Source organism: Peribacillus sp. YIM B13472 (assembly GCF_042788005.1).
GTDB classification, from domain to species: domain Bacteria; phylum Bacillota; class Bacilli; order Bacillales; family DSM-1321; genus Peribacillus; species Peribacillus simplex_E.
Genome location: NZ_JBHZPG010000010.1, coordinates 70,292 through 87,515, shown reverse-complemented (window position 1 = coordinate 87,515; position 17,224 = coordinate 70,292). Strand labels below are relative to the sequence as shown.

Genomic DNA, 17,224 nt, shown 5'->3' with positions numbered 1-17,224 from the left:
CCGGGAGAAGCGGATGGATATGCATCTCTTCTCCCGAATTCTTTAAATAAGGGGGGTACATAATGCCTGTTCAAAAGCTGCCTTTTTTCACCCAAATGGAGACTGGGGATTGTTATACGATGGAACTCTATCATGATCATGCCAATCAGCGCTTACGCATGGATGATTATCGGGGAAATATCAAAAAAGCGATCGATCGGGCCCTTGTGATCGCAAAGGAGCAGGGCTTCACTAAAGTGATACTTAAAGCCAGAAATGAAGATTTATCAGCGGCATTGAGTCAAGGATTCATGCTGGAAGGCATATTGAGCAAGTATTTCAAAGGGAATGATGCCTATTGCATGGCCTTCTATTTAACGGATGAAAGGCGAACAAGCGACTTTTGGGTCAAGGAAGATAGAGTCATCCAAGATGTAAGTAGGATTCCTAGGGTGATGGAATCTCAGCAAATACCTGAGGATTATATCCTCCGGTTTGCTACGGTTGAAGATGCAAAAGAGCTGGCGAAGTTATATGGTGCCATCTTTGAAACCTATCCTACACCGATGAATGATGAGCGATATATCAAGAAAGTGATGGAGGAAGGCACGATCTTTAGTGTTATCGAATATGAAGGAACCATCGTGAGTGCTGCATCCGCTGAAGTGAATGAGATGTATCACAATGCTGAATTAACGGACTGTGCAACGATTCCCCAACATCGAAAGCATGGTTTCATGAAGGTGCTCATCTCCGCATTGGAACAAGAATTGTTCAGGAAAAACATTTATTGCTCTTATTCATTAGCGCGATCATTGTCAATGGGCATGAACGCCGTCTTTCATCAGCTGGGATATGAATATGGAGGCAGATTAACGAAGAATTGCAATATTTGGGATAAGTATGAGGACATGAATATTTGGGGTAAAGATTTATCCGTCAAGTAGGAGGATTGTTTCTATGGCTAAATACACTTGGGTTGATAAAGAAACCTGTATTGCGTGCGGGGCATGCGGTTCAACAGGTCCTGAGATTTATGACTATGACGATCAAGGGATCGCTTTCGTCATCTTGGACGATAATCAGGGGATTGCCGAAGTTCCTGAAATCCTGCATGATGACATGCAAGATGCTATGGAAGGCTGCCCTACCGAATCCATCCTGATTCAGGATGAACCTTTTAGTTGCTAGAATAGGTTCCTTTTAAGAACTTAATTGATTAATAGATGATGAGCAGTGTACGAACGTTAAAAAGGAGAGATGAAATGGAACGGAATCATTTGATTAAGCCTACTTTAGATCATCACTATCCCACTATCTCTCATGGGAATGGTATTTATCTTTATGATACAGATGGAAAACAGTATATAGACGGCTCATCAGGAGCGGTCACAGCAAGTATTGGCCATGGTGTATTGGATGTTGTCGAGGCAATGACGGAGCAGGCCCGCAAAGTTTCTTTTGCATATAGGTCTCATTTTACGAGTGGAGCCGCAGAGGCATTGGCCAAAAAGCTTAGTGAGTTGGCTCCAGGGGATTTGAATTGGTCATTTTTTGTGAATAGTGGATCGGAAGCGACCGAAACGGCGATGAAAATCGCGATACAACATTGGCAAGAAAAAGGGTTTGAGCGAAAAAATCGCATCATCTCCAGATGGACGAGTTATCACGGGATCACGATGGGAGCTTTATCGATGTCAGGCCATGTACCAAGAAGAAAACGTTTTGTACCGCTATTGGAGGATTTCCCTAGCATATCTGCTCCCTACTGTTATCGCTGTCCTTATAATAATGAAACTTCCAACTGCAAGCTTCAGTGTGCAGATGAGCTGGAGACAGCCATTCAAAGGGTCGGTTCCGAGAATATCGCAGCCTTCATCGCAGAACCGATTATCGGGGCATCCGCTGGTGCTGTAACACCGCGGGATGGCTACTATCAAAGGATTAAGGAAATCTGCGAAAACTATGACATTCTCTTTATCGCCGATGAGGTAATGACGGGAATCGGCCGGACAGGAAAAATGTTCGCGATGGAGCATTGGGGAGTCACCCCGGATATCATCGCATTGGGTAAAGGAATGAGCGCCGGTTATACTCCAATCGCAGCCACGATGATAAGTGACCGTGTCATGGAGCCCATTTTAAAAGGCTCGAAATCAATCATGGCTGGACACACATATAGTGCAAACCCTCTATCTGCTGCCGTTTCATTGGAAGTGCTTTCCTACATTGAGGGAAATGACCTGGTTCAGGCAGCGGAAGAGAAAGGTCAATATCTGTTTAAGAAACTGCAAGGATTGGCTGAGAAATTCGACATCATCGGTGATGTAAGAGGGAAAGGGCTTCTCCTTGGCCTTGAGTTTGTCTCTAATCGGATTTCAAAAACGCCATTCGACTTGCAAATCGGCCTGACTACAAGGCTTGTCAATAAGGCTTTTGCTAAGGGGCTGTTGATCTATCCTGCTGCAGGTGCGATTGAAGGAATCGCTGGCGATGCGGTTATCCTTTCTCCGCCATTAATCATTACGAATGAAGAAATCGATCGCCTCGTCAAGATACTGGAAGCTTCCCTCGAAGATTTGCAGCAAGAATTGGACGCGGAAGGTTTGATTGAGGACATGCAGGCTATTTAGGAGGAACGTTATGAAGCAGGCCATTACGAAGAAAAACAAAATTGTGACCCTGGAAGAAGCATTGGAGCATATTTCCGATGGATGCACACTCATGTATGGCGGGTTTGGCGGAGTGGGGACTCCTCCGACACTCGTACAGGGTATCCTTGCCAAGGGCGTCAAGGAATTGACCTTGATTGGCAATGATACTGGATTCCCTGACATCGGCATCGGCCGGCTTGTGACTGCTGAAAGGGCAAAGAAAGTGATCGCCTCGCATATCGGTTCCAATCCCAATGCCGGCAAGCTCATGACTGAAGGAAAGCTGCAAGTGGAATTTTCCCCGCAAGGGACATTAGCCGAACGGATTCGTGCTGGCGGTGTAGGTGTAGGCGGGATTTTTGTCGATGTCGGGATTGGTACGATAGCAGAAGAAGGCAAGGACAAGATTGTGATAGAAGGAAAAGAATACTTGGTGGAAACCGCTTTGACGGCTGAAGTCAGCATCGTCCATGCCAAAAAGGCAGATTCGCTGGGGAATTTAGTGTACGACAAGACTGCATGTAACTTCAATCCGCTGGTGGCGATGGCTGGAACCTTCACGATTGCGGAAGTGGAGGAAATCGTTCCTGTAGGCGAATTGGATCCGGAATGTATTGCCACACCAGGCATTTATGTAGATATGGTGATTCCTACAAAAGGGGTGAATTGGAAATGGGCATGGCAGTAGATGTACGAAATCGCATCGCGAAACGCGCCGCCAAGGAAATCCATGACGGATTGATCGTCAATTTAGGCATCGGCATCCCTACCTTGGTGGCCGACCATATACCTCAAGATATCCATGTGCTGTTCCATGCGGAAAACGGAGTTCTCGGTACAGGGCCAAGTCCTGATCCCGGGCAAGAAGATCCTGCCCTCTGTAATGCGGGAGGGTTCCCGATCACCACTGTAATGGGAGCTTCATATTTTGACAGTGCAACCGCATTTGGAATGATCAGGAAAGGATACATCGACATCACCATCCTTGGAGCCCTGGAAGTCAGTGAAAAAGGGGATTTGGCGAATTGGATCGTCCCAGGAAAGCGGGTGCCGGGAATGGGCGGGGCAATGGAACTTGCCCAGAAAGCGAAAAAGGTGATCGTCCTGATGAATCACGTGAATAAGCAGGGGGAATCGAAGATATTGAAGACATGTACCCTTCCATTGACGGCAAGGCAGAGTGTGGATTTAATCATTACGGATATGGCTGTCATGGAAGTTACAGAAGAGGGATTGGTGCTGAAGGAAGTCATGGCTCCATATACCGTGGATGATGTGATAAGGAATACAGAGGCGACATTGAAAATCCATGCTGCTGTCAACACCATTGAATAGGTAAGAGGAGGAAAAAAGCATGAATGAGGTTGTCATCGTTGCTGGAGCGCGAACTGCAGTTGGATCCTTTGGAAAATCACTCCGGAATGTTAAAGCTACCGAATTGGGCCGTCAAGTATTGGAAGGTTTAATGGAGAATGCTGGGTTAGGTAAAGAAAAAGTCAATGAAGTGATTTTCGGACATGGCTATGTCCACGGAGGCGGACTTAACTCGGCCCGAATTTCGTCGCAGATGGCATGTTTCCCACACAGTGTCCCAGGCCACGTTGTAATCAAAGCATGTGGATCAGGTTTAAAGGCCATTACCAACGCTGCTTTAACGATCGCTGCTGGTCAAGAAGACGTCATTATTGCCGGCGGAGTGGAGAGCATGAGCAATGTACCTTATATCGTGAAAAATAGATGGGGCGGTAAATTTGGAAACGTAACGATGGAGGATGCTCTGCTGACAGATGGATTAATATGTTCATTGGGAAATGAGCATATGGGAATAACTGCCGAGCGCTTGGCTGAAAAATATGGTATCCGTCGTGAAGAACAGGATCAATTTGCTTATCAAAGCCACAAGAAGGCTTGGAAAGCTATAGTAGAGGGTCGCTTTGAGAGAGAAATTATTTCGCTTAAAATCAAGGATCGAAAAGGACTTCAAATCTTCAACCATGACGAAGGGGTACGCGAGGACATTCATCTCGATCAACTAGCCAGTCTTCAAGCAGTATTCAAAAATGAAGGAACCATTACGGCAGGAAATGCCTGTCCTATGAATGATGGAGCTGCAGCTGTACTATTAATGTCCAAGCAGCAAGCAGAAGAAAAGGGATTAAAACCGCTCTTGAAAATTAAGGCTTTTGCCAGTGCAGGAGTTGAACCTGGAGTTATGGGGATCGGACCCGTACCAGCGACTCGAAAGGCATTAGCAAAAGCAGGTCTATCGTTAGAGGATATCGGACTGATTGAACTTAATGAAGCCTTTGCTGCCCAAGCACTTGCAGTGATCAAGGAGTTAGAATTGAATTCGGATATTGTCAATGTCAATGGAGGGGCAATTGCACTTGGTCACCCTGTAGGAGCAACAGGTGCAAAATTGACAGTCACATTGATGCATGAAATGTTGCGTTCACAAGTTAAGTACGGAATGGTAACGTTGTGTATGGCAGGTGGAATGGGACTTTCAGTAATCTATGAGAATATGTGTAATTAAGGAGGATAAATGTGCCGGATATAAAAAAACGGATAAACCAATGGATCAAGGATCATCGGGAAGAAGGAACAAACCTATTGCAAAAAATGGTACAAGCCCCAAGTACGCAAGGAAATGAAGCAGGGGCACAAGCCATCGTCGCCCAAAAGCTGCAGGAAATGGGTTTGCAAATCGATAGTTGGGAACCTGACGGCGGCGAGCTGAAAAAGCACTCTTATTTCTATTCTCCACGCAGTGAATTTTCCAACAGCCCCAATGTGGTAGGTATCATGAAAGGGACTGGAGGCGGCCGTTCCATCATTTTGAACGGACACATCGATGTGGTTCCGGATGGAGACCGTGATCAGTGGGATGACGACCCATATAGTGGAGCGATAAAAAATGGAAGAATGTTTGGTCGGGGCGTAACCGATATGAAGGGTGGAAATGTATCGCTGATCCTTGCGATGCAGGCATTGAAGGAAAATGGCATCCAATTAAAAGGAGATGTCATTTTTCAAAGTGTGATTGAAGAAGAAAGCGGCGGGGCCGGAACATTGGCGGCCGTCCTGAGGGGATATAAAGCAGATGCCGCCCTGATCCCTGAACCGACGAATATGAGGATCTTCCCGAAACAGCAGGGTTCGATGTGGTTCCGAATTCATGTTAAAGGACGGTCAGCCCATGGCGGAACAAGGTATGAAGGCGTTAGTGCGATTGAAAAAAGCATGACCGTCATCAATCATATTCGTACCTTGGAAGAAAAGCGAAATGCACGTGTCAGTGATCCGCTTTATCAGAACACGCCTATTCCGATTCCAATCAATCTAGGTGTCATTGAAGGCGGTAATTGGCCGTCATCCGTCCCTGACCTTGTGAAAATTGAAGGAAGGATGGGAGTTGCGCCGGAGGAAACGATGGAGCAGGCGAAGGATGAAATGGCCGCCTGGTTATTGCAGCTGGGGGAAGTGGACCAATGGTTCAAGGAAAACCCGCCCGTATTGGAATGGTTCGGGGCACGCTGGGTTCCAGGAGCAATTGATGTAGAACATGAACTGATGAATGCACTTGTTCATCAATTTCGGCAAGTTGCCGGACAGGACCCTGTCATTGAAGCCTCCCCTTGGGGAACGGATGGGGGATTGCTGACACATGTCGGTGAAACGCCTGCAATCGTTTTCGGGCCAGGAGTAACCGAGGTTGCACACTATCCAAATGAATACATCCTGCTCGACAACGTGTTTTCCACAGCCGAAATCATTGCCCTTACATTAATTCAATGGTGCGGAATGGAGCCTGAGCAGGATGGAGTCACCCAGGCCGGGAATAGGGAGACGATACCAGGCAATGGCAATTAAACTGGATAGTATCCCAGCAAGTGGAGCGAACTATTAAGACTTTCACAAAGCGGTTGTTAAAAAACTCTTTTACTCTTGAACTTTTAACTTTAAAAGAAAATGAGGTAGGAACCTTATGGACATGAATCTCATTGATAATCAAGAACCGACAGTTAAAAGGAAACTTAAAGCAAGGCATATGACCATGATTGCCATTGGCGGTTCAATCGGAACCGGATTATTCCTGGCAAGCGGGGCAACCATCCAGAGCGCAGGGCCCGGCGGTGCCCTTGCTGCCTATGCCTGCATTGGAATCATGGTTTATTTCCTTATGACGAGCTTAGGGGAAATGGCGACATATATGCCTGTGTCGGGATCATTTTCCACCTACGCCACACGCTTTGTTGATCCCGCATTCGGCTTTGCACTTGGCTGGAATTATTGGTTTAACTGGGCAGTCACCCTTGCCGTGGAAATAGCTGCTGCAGCCATCATCATGAAATTCTGGCTCCCTGATGTACCTAGCCTTATATGGAGTGCATTATTTCTTGGAATCGTCTTCACCCTCAATGCCCTATCCATTAAAAGCTATGGTGAATCTGAATATTGGTTTGCCTTAATAAAAGTCATTGCCATCATTTGCTTCATCATTATTGGTTTATTGACCATATTTGGGGTTTTTGGCGGAAAGGTGATCGGATTTGAAAACTTCACCATGGACGAGGCACCATTCAAGGGAGGATTTTTATCGATCATCTCTATCTTTCTAATCGCGGGATTCTCTTTTCAAGGCACGGAACTGGTTGGTATTGCTGCCGGGGAAAGTGAGAATCCCGAAAAAAATGTTCCGAATGCGATCCGCCAAGTATTTTGGCGCATCCTTTTGTTTTACATCGGAGCCATTCTGATACTCGGCCTCTTGATTCCGTATACAAGTCCAAGTTTGCTGAACGGGGATGTTGAAAATATTTCTGTAAGCCCTTTCACACTTGTATTTGAACGCGCAGGATTTGCATTCGCGGCATCCGTCATGAATGCTGTCGTGTTGACTTCCTTACTATCCGCAGGTAACTCGGGACTATATGCTTCAACGCGGATGTTATGGTCGATGGCGAAAGATAAACAAGCTCCCCAATTCCTCGCCAAAGTCAATCGCAGGGGAATCCCGATGAATGCTTTGATTCTAACGGCATTAATTGGCGGGCTCGCCTTCCTGACCTCCATTTTTGGGGACCATGTATTTACATGGCTATTGAATGCATCCGGGCTAACCGGCTTCATCGCCTGGATTGGAATAGCAATCAGCCATTATCGCTTTAGACGTGCATATGTTGCACAGGGCGGTGACCTAAACGAATTGAAATATAAAGCAAAATGGTTTCCGCTCGGTCCGATTCTTTCATTCGTCCTTTGCATGGGTGTCGTTGCAGGGCAGAACTATCAAGCATTCCTAAGCGGCAGCATCGACTGGTATGGCGTCGCTGTCTCCTATATCGGATTACCGATATTCCTGGCGATCTGGCTAGGATACAAGATTTATCACAAGACCAAATTAATTTCATTGAAAGATTGTCAATTTGATAAATCAGATGTGGCTTGATATGAATAGATAAAAACCTGAGATCCCTTTGGGGACTCAGGTTTTTTTATGGACCCTAATTAGACGATATCTCCGAAAATAGGAATATATCTCCGAAAATAAGATTATATCAACGAAAACGCCAAATTATTTCATTAAAAGTCTCAGAGTTTCTTCCATTCCTTCTTTGTATGGAGTTTTAGGGATGGGGCCGATGCGTTTTTCATATTTTTCTCCATCCAGGATGAATCCTTCTTTGGTTCAATACATGATTTCCACTACTTCATTCATGAAAGGGTTGAACATGCCGAGTAGCTGAATGATGTTTTTCGTAAGGGGAGGGACCATCTTTTTTATAGGGTATTTAAATCATTTTTTATAACTGAATAATAAGGGAAGGTGTGCAATACTATTAATCTATGTACTTTTATTACTGTGGATGAAAGGAAAATGAGAATGAAAGAGGCGTATCGCGGTTCTGGAATTGGAGTCATTTTCATGGCGGTCTTCGGTACACTGTGGGCAGGTACCGGTATAATGGGATTGCAGGGGTGGGGGTTTCCCTACGTGGAACTCGCAGCCATATTCGTAGGAATCATAATGGTTATCGGCGGCATTTCATTAATACATGCATCACAAAAAATGTCCAATCAAGTTTCAGAAAATGGGGCTAGGCGTCTGAAGCGTATCGGATTTTTGTTTAATATGGTCTTCATTGCCGAAGGGTTGCTGATTGGGATTGCCATTGCCATCTGTAACTTGATCAATCAGACCGATCTTATACCGGGAGTCATCGCGATTATTGTAGGGATTCATTTTTTACCTTTGGCGTCACTTTTCCAAATCAAGGTTTACTATGCAACAGGAGTGCTTCTCTGTTTATTGGCGCTTATCACATTGCTTATTGTGCCAGATACTGTCATGTTTGGGGAGCGTCAAATCCTTGCACCGTTATCATTGCTCGGCTTTGGATGCGCGCTAATTCTTTGGTCCACTGGACTTACGCTATGGCTTAGATTAAAGAACGATAGCCGTTGAAGATTGAATCAATCAAAAAACCCGTCATGGCGAACGGGTTTTTCATTTTGATTAATTTTTCATCCAGGTCAAGAGCCTGACAATTTGAAATGGTTCATTCCAAACGAGAATGAAACTTAAAAGAAAGAATACAGCCACAGCCAAAAATTTCGATTTTCCTTTTTCCTTTTTATACATGGCGCCGAAACTGCATAACATACCAATAACTAACGCACCGAATCCCGAAATCATTAGCAGCTCGGAGGCTGTTGGTAAGGCAAGGGAACAGCAAAATGATAGTGTACCAATCACTGCAAATACGATAGACCAATTGCTTAAACTTTTCATAAGAGACCTCTTTTTTACTAATTATACCAATTCGGTACTTGCGATGAAATTAAAAAATTTGAGGTTGTCACTTATGGGAATATATTGTAATATATATAACAATACAAAAATCCATTTACATTTCAGAAGCATTGATAAGGACATGAATCATTTTTACGGTCTTCAGAGAGGGAAGGGCAGCTGCGAACTTCCTGGCTTAGGAAACTGATTTACCGCCTTTGAGCCATATCGGTGAACAAGAGTAACTGATATCGTCTAAGCTGCGTTACAAGCTCCAGAGCCATGAGTGTTTCTTGCTTATGGGAAATTGGGTGGAATCACGGGTATAAACGCACTCGTCCCTTACTTAGGGATGGGTGCGTTTTTTTATATATAAGAATATTGCCATGATAAGGACATGAATCATTTTTACGGTCTTCAGAGAGGGAAGAACAGCTGCGAACTTCCTGGCTTAGGAAACTGATTTACCGCCTTTGAGCCATATCAGTGAACAAGAGTAACTGATATCGTCTAAGCTGCGTTACAAGCTCCAGAGCCATGAGTGTTTCTTGCTTATGGGAAATTGGGTGGAACCACGGGTAAACGCACTCGTCCCTTGCATAGGGATGAGTGCGTTTTTTTATTACTTAAAAAGGGGTGTTTATGTGATGGGTGAAAAAATGATTAAAGTTCAATTCCCGGATGGGCAGCAAAAGGAATATCCGCTAGGGATGACAGTGGAAAGTGTGGCAGGGTCCATCAGCTCAAGTTTAAGGAAAAAGGCAGTAGCAGGAAAACTGGATAAGCAACTGGTTGATTTAAGTCACAAGCTGAATGAGGATGCCGAACTGTCGATCTTGACTCTGGATTCGGATGAAGGATTACAAGTATTACGACATACATCGGCGCATGTTTTGGCACAGGCTGTGAAAAGATTATACCGAAATGTGGAATTAGGAATGGGGCCAGTTGTGGAAGATGGTTTTTACTATGATTTTAAGTTAGACCATCCTTTGAGCCCAGAAGATCTACAAGCTATTGAAAAAGAGATGGAACATATCATAAGTGAAAATCTGGAAATAAAAAGGATCGAAGTGACTTATGAAGAGGCTGTGAAGTTATTCGAGGGCAGAGGGGAGTCATTCAAGTTGGATATAGCAAAGAACATCCCTAATGGTGAAAAATTAACGCTCTATCAACAGGGGGAATTCGTCGATCTTTGCAGAGGGCCGCACCTTCCATCCACATCATTTGTAAAATCGTTCAAATTGACTCGTGTATCTGGTGCCTATTGGCGGGGAGACAATCAAAATGAAGTTCTTCAAAGGGTGTATGGCGTGGCATTTCGAAAGAAAAAGGATCTACAGGAACACTTTGAATTCCTGGAAGAAGCGGCCAAACGCGATCACCGTAAATTAGGGAAGCAGTTGGAGTTATTCATGTTTTCGGAGGAAGCCCCTGGAATGCCGTTTTATTTACCGAAAGGGCAAATCGTTAGAAATGAATTGGAGAAATTCTCGCGGGAGCTTCTGACTGAAGCTGATTACGACGAAGTTCGGACTCCTTTCATGATGAACCAGCGGTTATGGGAACAATCGGGTCACTGGGATCATTACCATGAGAATATGTACTACACTGAGGTGGATCAAACAAAATTCGCGATGAAGCCAATGAACTGTCCGGGTCATATGCTCATTTTCAAAAACAGTCTTTATTCTTACAGGGATTTACCCATCCGGATGGCCGAATTCGGTCAAGTCCACCGTCATGAATATAGCGGTGCATTGAACGGGATGCTGCGTGTCCGTACATTTTGTCAGGATGATGCCCACATCTTTGTTCGGCAGGATCAAATCGAAAGTGAAATTAAACAAGTGTTTCATCTGATTGATAAGGTGTACCGCACTTTTGGATTCGAGTATTCCGTGGAGCTCTCGACACGTCCAGAGGATTCAATGGGCGATGATTCCCTTTGGGAAGCTTCTGAAACAGCCTTGAAAAATGTTCTGGAAAGCATCGGGATACATTATCAAGTAAATGAAGGGGACGGGGCATTTTATGGACCGAAAATTGATTTTCATATTAAAGATGCATTAAAACGAAGCCATCAATGTGCAACAATCCAACTTGATTTTCAAATGCCCGACAAATTTGATCTGACTTACATCGATGAAAATAATGAAAAAGTTCGTCCTGTCGTCATTCATCGTGCCATTTTTGGATCGATCGATCGTTTTTTCGGAATCCTGATAGAACACTTTGCCGGTGCTTTTCCGATATGGCTTGCCCCGGTGCAAGTACAGATCATCCCTGTCTCACAAGTTCATTTGAATTATTGTTTAAAGGTTCAAAAAGAACTGAAGAATCAAGGCCTAAGAGTGAAAATTGATGATCGGAATGAAAAGCTGGGGTATAAAGTCAGGGAAGCTCAGATGGGGAAAATCCCATATATGCTGGTTCTTGGAGATAAAGAAGAGAAAGAAAATGAAGTGAATGTCCGGAAATATGGGGAACAAGAAGTTGAAAATGTCGCAATAGAAACGTTCATCAAGAAAATGGCCCAGCAAATAAAAGAACGCAGCATCTAACAAGAACGCAGCCTAATCCGGAATTCACGAGTAAATGGACGAAACTCACGAGTAAATGCCCCTTGGATTAGGTTTGGATAAAAAAAGACAGCCGAATAATCGGCTGTCTTTTTTCTATCTACATATCCATACCCAGCCAACGCCCGGAATGAACTGCTGGAAAAAGTTGGCCACCGCCAGGGCAGGTAAACCCTGGGTATTGTAATCCAACTATATCTGTATGATTAACCTCATTTGGAATGCCACCCTTCTGAGTATCAGTACCAGTAGCTTTATTTATCCTCATTAAAATAAAGGTGTGCTGGGTGTTACCACAAAAACCTCTGAAACAATGACCTTGTCGGCCTGTGTTTAAATCGCTCTGAATAGTGGCTGCTGGAACCAGTGTTTGTACTTGCAGTCTGTCATCATAATAAGGCAAATTAGCATAAGAATTATCGTATTAACCTTTGTGTTTACCCTTTCAGGCTATGAACAATAGGGGATAAGTGTCTGGCATGGACAAAGATGGGCAATAATATAGGCGATTTACTCACGAGTAAATGCGTGAAACTCACGAGTAAATGCATGAAATTCCGAGTAAATGCGTGAAACTCACGAGTAAATGCGTGAAACTCACGAGTAAATGCGTGAAATTCACGAGTAAAGCTTCAAAACTCACGAGTAAATGCTTACATCGCCTAAAAATCTTTATGTAAATAAAACCTTGGCTGCTTGGATGGCAAAGTAAATGCCAATCCCTATTAGGGATATACCCGAAATGATCGAGATGCCCATTAGAATGGGTTTGGATAAAATGCGTCTGAAGGTGCTGGCGATGATGGCCATTGCGAAATCCCAGGTTAAGAGGCCGACAAGGATCCCTGAACTGTAAAAAAGTAAATGATCCATATCATATTTTGAAGCGGAGTTTGCAAGAATGGATCCATAAATCCCCAGCCAGAACAAAATGGATAAAGGATTCGAAAGGGACATGATGAATCCTGTCAGGAATGAAGAAAAAAGGGAATCTTTCGTTTTTCGTGCATTCACTTCAATCTTACCTGCACTTAGCAGACTTTCGATTCCGGTATAGGTCAGGACGAAAAATCCAAAAAGCCATAAAAATGTCTTCATGAAGGAGCTGTCCAAAAAGTGGACGACACCGAAAAAGACTAGGGCTATAAAAACAAAATCCGCTAAAATGGCACCCCAGCCAAAAACCCAGGCATGCCAAAAACCCTTCTTGATTCCTTTGTCCAATTGAGCAGCGTTTATGGGACCGATAGGAGCCGCCAGTGATAAACCTAATAATACATAGCTGAAAAAAACACCCAATTCATCACCTCATCGTTTAATACATCTTCGCTTATTTGAATGTATTCAAACAATTGGACTTGTACCACCTTTTTAGTCCTTTTTTGAGTGGACATGGTGAAGCATGTTCCGGGTTGCGCTTACAGTAAAAAAAGAGAAGAATTTTTTGTTTTAAAGGTCTAAAGGGGTAATTTTGGGTAAGGAGCTACTGAATAAATCTTTCAAAGCTATAACATAATAATTTAAGACATCTAAAAAATGATGCAAAACATAATGGTTTCACAAATGGTTACCTTTTATGCAATAAGTTGCTTTTATAATGGATGAGGAGTGTAAGTATGGAAGGTCATGAGAAGCAGAATAAAGATGTAAGCGTGTGGTGCCTGATCAGTATGGCATCGATTCCATTGGTGATGACACTTGGAAATTCAATGCTTATCCCGGTTTTGCCCATTTTCGAGGATAAGGTGGGGATATCTTCATTTCAATCAAGCATGGTGATAACAAGCTATTCCGTTGCATCCATTTTTTTAATTCCCATAGCAGGTTATTTATCAGATCGATTCGGACGGAAGATGGTGATCCTGCCAAGTCTGATCCTAGCCCTCATTGGTGGCTTGGTTGCAGGTTATGCATCATGGAAAATGGAAAATCCCTATACATGGATCATCATTGGGAGGGTATTGCAGGGGATAGGGGCGTCTGGTGCTTCGCCCATCATTTTGCCACTGGTGGGGGATTTATACAAGGATGATGATGAAAAAACGAGTTCTTGTCTAGGTATCATAGAAACCTCGAATACATTTGGGAAAGTGCTTAGTCCAATATTGGGTTCCCTGTTTGCTGCATTTATCTGGTTTTTACCTTTCTTCTCGATTTCATTCTTCAGTTTAATATCTATTGTCTTGGTCTTTTTCTTTATAAAGGTACCAAAGGAAAAGGATGAACCCAAGAAATTCAAAGAATTTTGGGATGATACGAAAAAAATATTCAAGCAAGAAGGAAAATGGTTATATACAGTTTTCCTGATTGGTGTATTTGTCATGTTGGTTTTGTTTGGTATTCTTTTCTTTTTGTCTGATAATCTGGAAAAAATCCATGATTTGCATGGAATCAAAAAAGGTTTAGTGATAGCGATCCCGCTATTTTTCCTTTGTGTGTCTTCTTATGTTGCCGGGAAGAAAATCAAGGGTGAATTACCAATCATGAAAAAGATCATCATGATCAGCATAGCGGTCCTTTCAATCAGCCTTGTATTTGTCGGTTTTACAAAAAACAAAGTTTTCCTTTTATTACTCGTAACAAGTTTGGTTGGCATAGCAATTGGTGCGTTATTGCCGACACTCGACGCCATCATCACTCAAAATATAAAAAAGGAACAGCGTGGAACGATAACCTCCTTCTACATGTCATCTAGGTTCATCGGAGTTGCGGCAGGCCCTCCGGTCATGTCCCTTGTCATGAAAAATCATCTCAATTTGAGCTATATCATTACAGGGATCATTGGCATAGGCATCGTCCTGATTGTTTTGAAATTCATTAGTTCAGACAAAAAAGAAGCTGCTGCCTAATAGGCTTCAATAGAAATTCTCCGAAAAAGCCGGGCTTTCCCAGGCTTTTTTTGTTTGTAACATGCAAAATTTTTTGGGGGATGAGGTTATAGGAGGGGGGGGGCACATAGAATGTACAAGTTATGAACCAGCTCGAAGGAGTGATGCATTTTGAGTGTACATTTACTGTTGAGTTACTTTTTCTTAGGACTGACCCTTGCAGCACCGATCGGTCCAGTGAATTCCGCTCGTATCGATAAAGGAATCAAGAACGGGTTTTGGCATGCCTGGATCGTTGGGGCAGGGTCGATGATTGCAGATGCCTTGTTCATGATTTTAGTATATGTGGGTATGGTACGGTTTTTAGAAATTCCGCTTGTCCAGATCTTTCTATGGCTTTTTGGCGGATTTGTGCTTATTTATTCTGGGGTCGAAAGTGTTATACGAGTTAATACGATATTATTAAATCAATACAGGAATAGAGATTCTTTAATTTCCTGTTTTTTGACCGGATTCATCATGTCAGTAACCAGTCCATTATCCATTTTATTCTGGTTGGGGATATATGGATCTGTTTTAGCTAAAACGGCTTCAAGTTATGGGACCTCCCAACTTTTCATCTATAGCGGGATGATTTTTCTTGGTCTTACCTGCTGGGATTTTTTTATGGCTGCATTAACGAATGGATTTCGCAGGTTTTTAAATGAAAAAAGCTTAATGGCCATTTCGATCATCTCTGGATTATCTTTGATCGGCTTTGGTGTTTATTTTGCTTTTCAAGGCATTTCTGCCATCGTATCATAATGCTTACGTACATTACATATCATTTCAATTCTTATTCGGATATCATTCGGTAAACTTCTTCCTTGCATAATTCATTGTGGCATTATCAACACTATGAATGATGGAAGGGGGGATTGTTATGACAACAAAAGCCAATTGCAGTTCAGCGAAAGGGAAGGCTGCTCAAAATTCCAAAGCATCTGGTGAACAACAAGGCGATATGAAATGGTGGCAGTTATCATTGGTCGGTGTGGGCTGTACGATCGGTACAGGGTATTTCCTCGGTTCGACCATTGGGATTAAAACGACGGGACCGTCCATTGTATTTTCATTTGTAATGGCTGCACTAGGTACTTACATCGTTTATAATCTGCTTGCGAAGATGACGGCTGCCGATCCTCAAGAGGGTTCTTTTTGTTATTATGCCAATAAAGCATTTGGACGATGGGCTGGCTTTAGCTGTGGCTGGAATTATTGGTCCTCCAATATATTGATCATGGGTAGCCAGCTTACTGCGCTTTCGCTATTATCACAATTTTGGTTCCCAAAAGTACCGCTGTGGCTATTTGCATCCGGTTTTGCAATTGTTTCGATCGTGGTGGTATTGCTGGGAACAAAAGGGTTCGACAGAGTGGAAAACATACTTGCGATAATTAAGACGGCAGCGATCGTAATGTTTATCATTATTGCAATATGTGCCGTTTTCGGCTGGTTTGGTCTTGATGGAGGGAAACCGCCATCATTTCCGAATAAGTTCAATGAATTATTTCCAAAAGGGCTAAAAGGGTTTTGGACATCCCTTATCTATGCCTTTTATGCGTTTGGCGGCATTGAGGTCATTGGACTGATGGCGATGCAGCTTAAAAAGAAGGAAGATGCGCCAAAGGCAGGGACGATCATGCTCTTGGTTCTTACTATCATATATGTTGTTTCATTAGGGTTAGCCGTAACCATGATTTCGTTAGGAGCATTCAGTGAAAAAGAAAGCCCATTCGTTTCGGCATTGGACAGTTATCACCTGGCATTTTTCCCGCACGTTTTTAATGGTGCGATCATCATTGCCGGTTTCTCGACGATGACAGCTTCATTATTTGGTGTAACCAATCTATTGGTAACGCTCTCCGATGATGGGAATGCACCCGCATTATTCATGCAAAAGATCAAGAAATTCAAGGACCTTCCACTGCCCTCACTGGGCCTTGGAGCATTGGGACTTTTAGGATCAATCATCACTGCCTTGCTCCTGCCAGGCAAGATTTATGAATACATTACAACATCTGCTGGAATATTACTTTTGTATAACTGGGCATTCATCATTCTCTCTTCTTTCAAAATCTTGGAAAATAAGGTTTGGAGTAAGATTACGGCCATCTTCGGACTTCTTTTAATTTTAGCCGCCGTAAGTGGCACCCTGCTTGAAAAAGAGATACGTCCAGGGTTTTTCATCAGCCTTTTATTCATCGTGATCATCGGTCTTGCCGCGGTTTTCATGAAGTTCAAGGTTTGGAATAAGAACAAGGCGATGGCCGCAAAAGCGAGTAAATCAGGGCTTGATTAAAAAAAGGAACTCGACTATACGAAGTCGAGTTCCTTTTTGTG

At 43.3% G+C, this 17,224-nt stretch carries 15 protein-coding genes and 2 other annotated features; of the genes, 13 read left to right on the top strand and 2 right to left on the bottom strand.

Going from position 1 to position 17,224, the window contains the following annotated elements; genetic code table 11:
- The first annotated feature begins 62 nt into the window (after nucleotides 1-62).
- The 9 genes from ablB to ACFX4I_RS10525 all read left to right on the top strand — a co-directional run bounded on the left by ablB (nucleotide 63) and on the right by ACFX4I_RS10525 (nucleotide 9,102).
- Complete coding sequence (gene ablB / locus ACFX4I_RS10565) at nucleotides 63-926, top strand: putative beta-lysine N-acetyltransferase (protein ID WP_309518539.1); 864 nt, start codon at nucleotides 63-65, stop codon at nucleotides 924-926.
- A 13-nt stretch (nucleotides 927-939) separates the two neighbouring features.
- Complete coding sequence (locus tag ACFX4I_RS10560; RefSeq protein WP_230303597.1) at nucleotides 940-1,170, top strand: ferredoxin; 231 nt, start codon at nucleotides 940-942, stop codon at nucleotides 1,168-1,170.
- A 74-nt stretch (nucleotides 1,171-1,244) separates the two neighbouring features.
- On the top strand, nucleotides 1,245-2,612 hold the full coding sequence (locus tag ACFX4I_RS10555; RefSeq protein WP_230303596.1) for an aspartate aminotransferase family protein: 1,368 nt from the start codon (nucleotides 1,245-1,247) through the stop codon (nucleotides 2,610-2,612).
- 10 nt (nucleotides 2,613-2,622) lie between these two features.
- Nucleotides 2,623-3,321 carry a CoA transferase subunit A gene (locus ACFX4I_RS10550; RefSeq protein ID WP_230303595.1) on the top strand — a complete coding sequence of 233 codons (699 nt, stop codon included), beginning with the start codon at nucleotides 2,623-2,625 and terminating at the stop codon, nucleotides 3,319-3,321.
- Nucleotides 3,306-3,968, top strand: a complete 663-nt coding sequence (locus ACFX4I_RS10545) for a 3-oxoacid CoA-transferase subunit B (RefSeq protein WP_283932108.1) — start codon at nucleotides 3,306-3,308, stop codon at nucleotides 3,966-3,968. The genes ACFX4I_RS10550 and ACFX4I_RS10545 overlap by 16 nt, the downstream gene beginning before the upstream one ends.
- A 19-nt stretch (nucleotides 3,969-3,987) precedes the next feature.
- A complete protein-coding gene (locus ACFX4I_RS10540; protein WP_377420454.1) occupies nucleotides 3,988-5,169 on the top strand; it encodes a thiolase family protein in 1,182 nt (393 codons plus the stop codon).
- Nucleotides 5,170-5,180: 11 nt separating this feature from the next.
- A complete protein-coding gene (locus ACFX4I_RS10535; protein WP_230303592.1) occupies nucleotides 5,181-6,506 on the top strand; it encodes a peptidase in 1,326 nt (441 codons plus the stop codon).
- 115 nt (nucleotides 6,507-6,621) lie between these two features.
- Nucleotides 6,622-8,085 carry an amino acid permease gene (locus ACFX4I_RS10530; RefSeq protein WP_377420452.1) on the top strand — a complete coding sequence of 488 codons (1,464 nt, stop codon included), beginning with the start codon at nucleotides 6,622-6,624 and terminating at the stop codon, nucleotides 8,083-8,085.
- A 429-nt stretch (nucleotides 8,086-8,514) separates the two neighbouring features.
- Entirely contained in the window at nucleotides 8,515-9,102 is a 588-nt protein-coding gene (locus ACFX4I_RS10525) for a DUF7010 family protein (RefSeq protein ID WP_377420450.1), read from the top strand.
- Nucleotides 9,103-9,153: 51 nt separating this feature from the next.
- On the opposite strand, the gene ACFX4I_RS10520 is transcribed toward ACFX4I_RS10525, so the two are convergent.
- A complete protein-coding gene (locus ACFX4I_RS10520; protein ID WP_377420448.1) occupies nucleotides 9,154-9,429 on the bottom strand; it encodes a hypothetical protein in 276 nt (91 codons plus the stop codon).
- Between the two features lie 122 nt (nucleotides 9,430-9,551).
- Nucleotides 9,552-9,775, top strand: a binding site (T-box leader).
- 31 nt (nucleotides 9,776-9,806) lie between these two features.
- Nucleotides 9,807-10,028, top strand: a binding site (T-box leader).
- Nucleotides 10,029-10,088: 60 nt separating this feature from the next.
- Here ACFX4I_RS10520 and thrS point away from each other — a divergent pair.
- Nucleotides 10,089-11,996, top strand: coding sequence for a threonine--tRNA ligase (gene thrS, locus ACFX4I_RS10515; RefSeq protein WP_377420556.1), 1,908 nt, complete (start codon nucleotides 10,089-10,091; stop codon nucleotides 11,994-11,996).
- Between the two features lie 690 nt (nucleotides 11,997-12,686).
- On the opposite strand, the gene ACFX4I_RS10510 is transcribed toward thrS, so the two are convergent.
- On the bottom strand, nucleotides 12,687-13,313 hold the full coding sequence (locus tag ACFX4I_RS10510) for a LysE family transporter (RefSeq protein WP_230302051.1): 627 nt from the start codon (nucleotides 13,311-13,313) through the stop codon (nucleotides 12,687-12,689).
- A 317-nt stretch (nucleotides 13,314-13,630) separates the two neighbouring features.
- Between ACFX4I_RS10510 and ACFX4I_RS10505 the strand changes: the two genes are divergently transcribed.
- The 3 genes from ACFX4I_RS10505 to ACFX4I_RS10495 all read left to right on the top strand — a co-directional run bounded on the left by ACFX4I_RS10505 (nucleotide 13,631) and on the right by ACFX4I_RS10495 (nucleotide 17,183).
- Nucleotides 13,631-14,863 (top strand): MFS transporter, encoded by a 1,233-nt coding sequence (locus ACFX4I_RS10505; RefSeq protein ID WP_377420446.1) that lies wholly within the window; start codon nucleotides 13,631-13,633, stop codon nucleotides 14,861-14,863.
- 150 nt (nucleotides 14,864-15,013) lie between these two features.
- Nucleotides 15,014-15,646, top strand: coding sequence for a LysE family transporter (locus ACFX4I_RS10500; RefSeq protein WP_309518546.1), 633 nt, complete (start codon nucleotides 15,014-15,016; stop codon nucleotides 15,644-15,646).
- A 118-nt stretch (nucleotides 15,647-15,764) separates the two neighbouring features.
- Nucleotides 15,765-17,183: an amino acid permease gene (locus ACFX4I_RS10495; RefSeq protein WP_377420444.1), complete on the top strand. Its 1,419-nt coding sequence runs from the start codon at nucleotides 15,765-15,767 to the stop codon at nucleotides 17,181-17,183.
- Nucleotides 17,184-17,224: the final 41 nt, after the last annotated feature.

What these genes read in the sequence shown, in the direction of transcription:
- ACFX4I_RS10505 (WP_377420446.1), top strand. Translation starts at nt 13,631, where the DNA reads ATGGAAGGTCATGAGAAGCAGAATAAAGATGTAAGCGTGTGGTGCCTG.
- ACFX4I_RS10540 (WP_377420454.1), top strand. Translation starts at nt 3,988, where the DNA reads ATGAATGAGGTTGTCATCGTTGCTGGAGCGCGAACTGCAGTTGGATCC.
- ACFX4I_RS10545 (WP_283932108.1), top strand. Translation starts at nt 3,306, where the DNA reads ATGGGCATGGCAGTAGATGTACGAAATCGCATCGCGAAACGCGCCGCC.
- ACFX4I_RS10560 (WP_230303597.1), top strand. Translation starts at nt 940, where the DNA reads ATGGCTAAATACACTTGGGTTGATAAAGAAACCTGTATTGCGTGCGGG.
- ACFX4I_RS10530 (WP_377420452.1), top strand. Translation starts at nt 6,622, where the DNA reads ATGGACATGAATCTCATTGATAATCAAGAACCGACAGTTAAAAGGAAA.
- thrS (WP_377420556.1), top strand. Translation starts at nt 10,089, where the DNA reads ATGATTAAAGTTCAATTCCCGGATGGGCAGCAAAAGGAATATCCGCTA.
- ACFX4I_RS10525 (WP_377420450.1), top strand. Translation starts at nt 8,515, where the DNA reads ATGAGAATGAAAGAGGCGTATCGCGGTTCTGGAATTGGAGTCATTTTC.
- ACFX4I_RS10555 (WP_230303596.1), top strand. Translation starts at nt 1,245, where the DNA reads ATGGAACGGAATCATTTGATTAAGCCTACTTTAGATCATCACTATCCC.
- ACFX4I_RS10520 (WP_377420448.1), bottom strand. Translation starts at nt 9,429, where the DNA reads ATGAAAAGTTTAAGCAATTGGTCTATCGTATTTGCAGTGATTGGTACA.
- ACFX4I_RS10550 (WP_230303595.1), top strand. Translation starts at nt 2,623, where the DNA reads ATGAAGCAGGCCATTACGAAGAAAAACAAAATTGTGACCCTGGAAGAA.
- ablB (WP_309518539.1), top strand. Translation starts at nt 63, where the DNA reads ATGCCTGTTCAAAAGCTGCCTTTTTTCACCCAAATGGAGACTGGGGAT.
- ACFX4I_RS10495 (WP_377420444.1), top strand. Translation starts at nt 15,765, where the DNA reads ATGACAACAAAAGCCAATTGCAGTTCAGCGAAAGGGAAGGCTGCTCAA.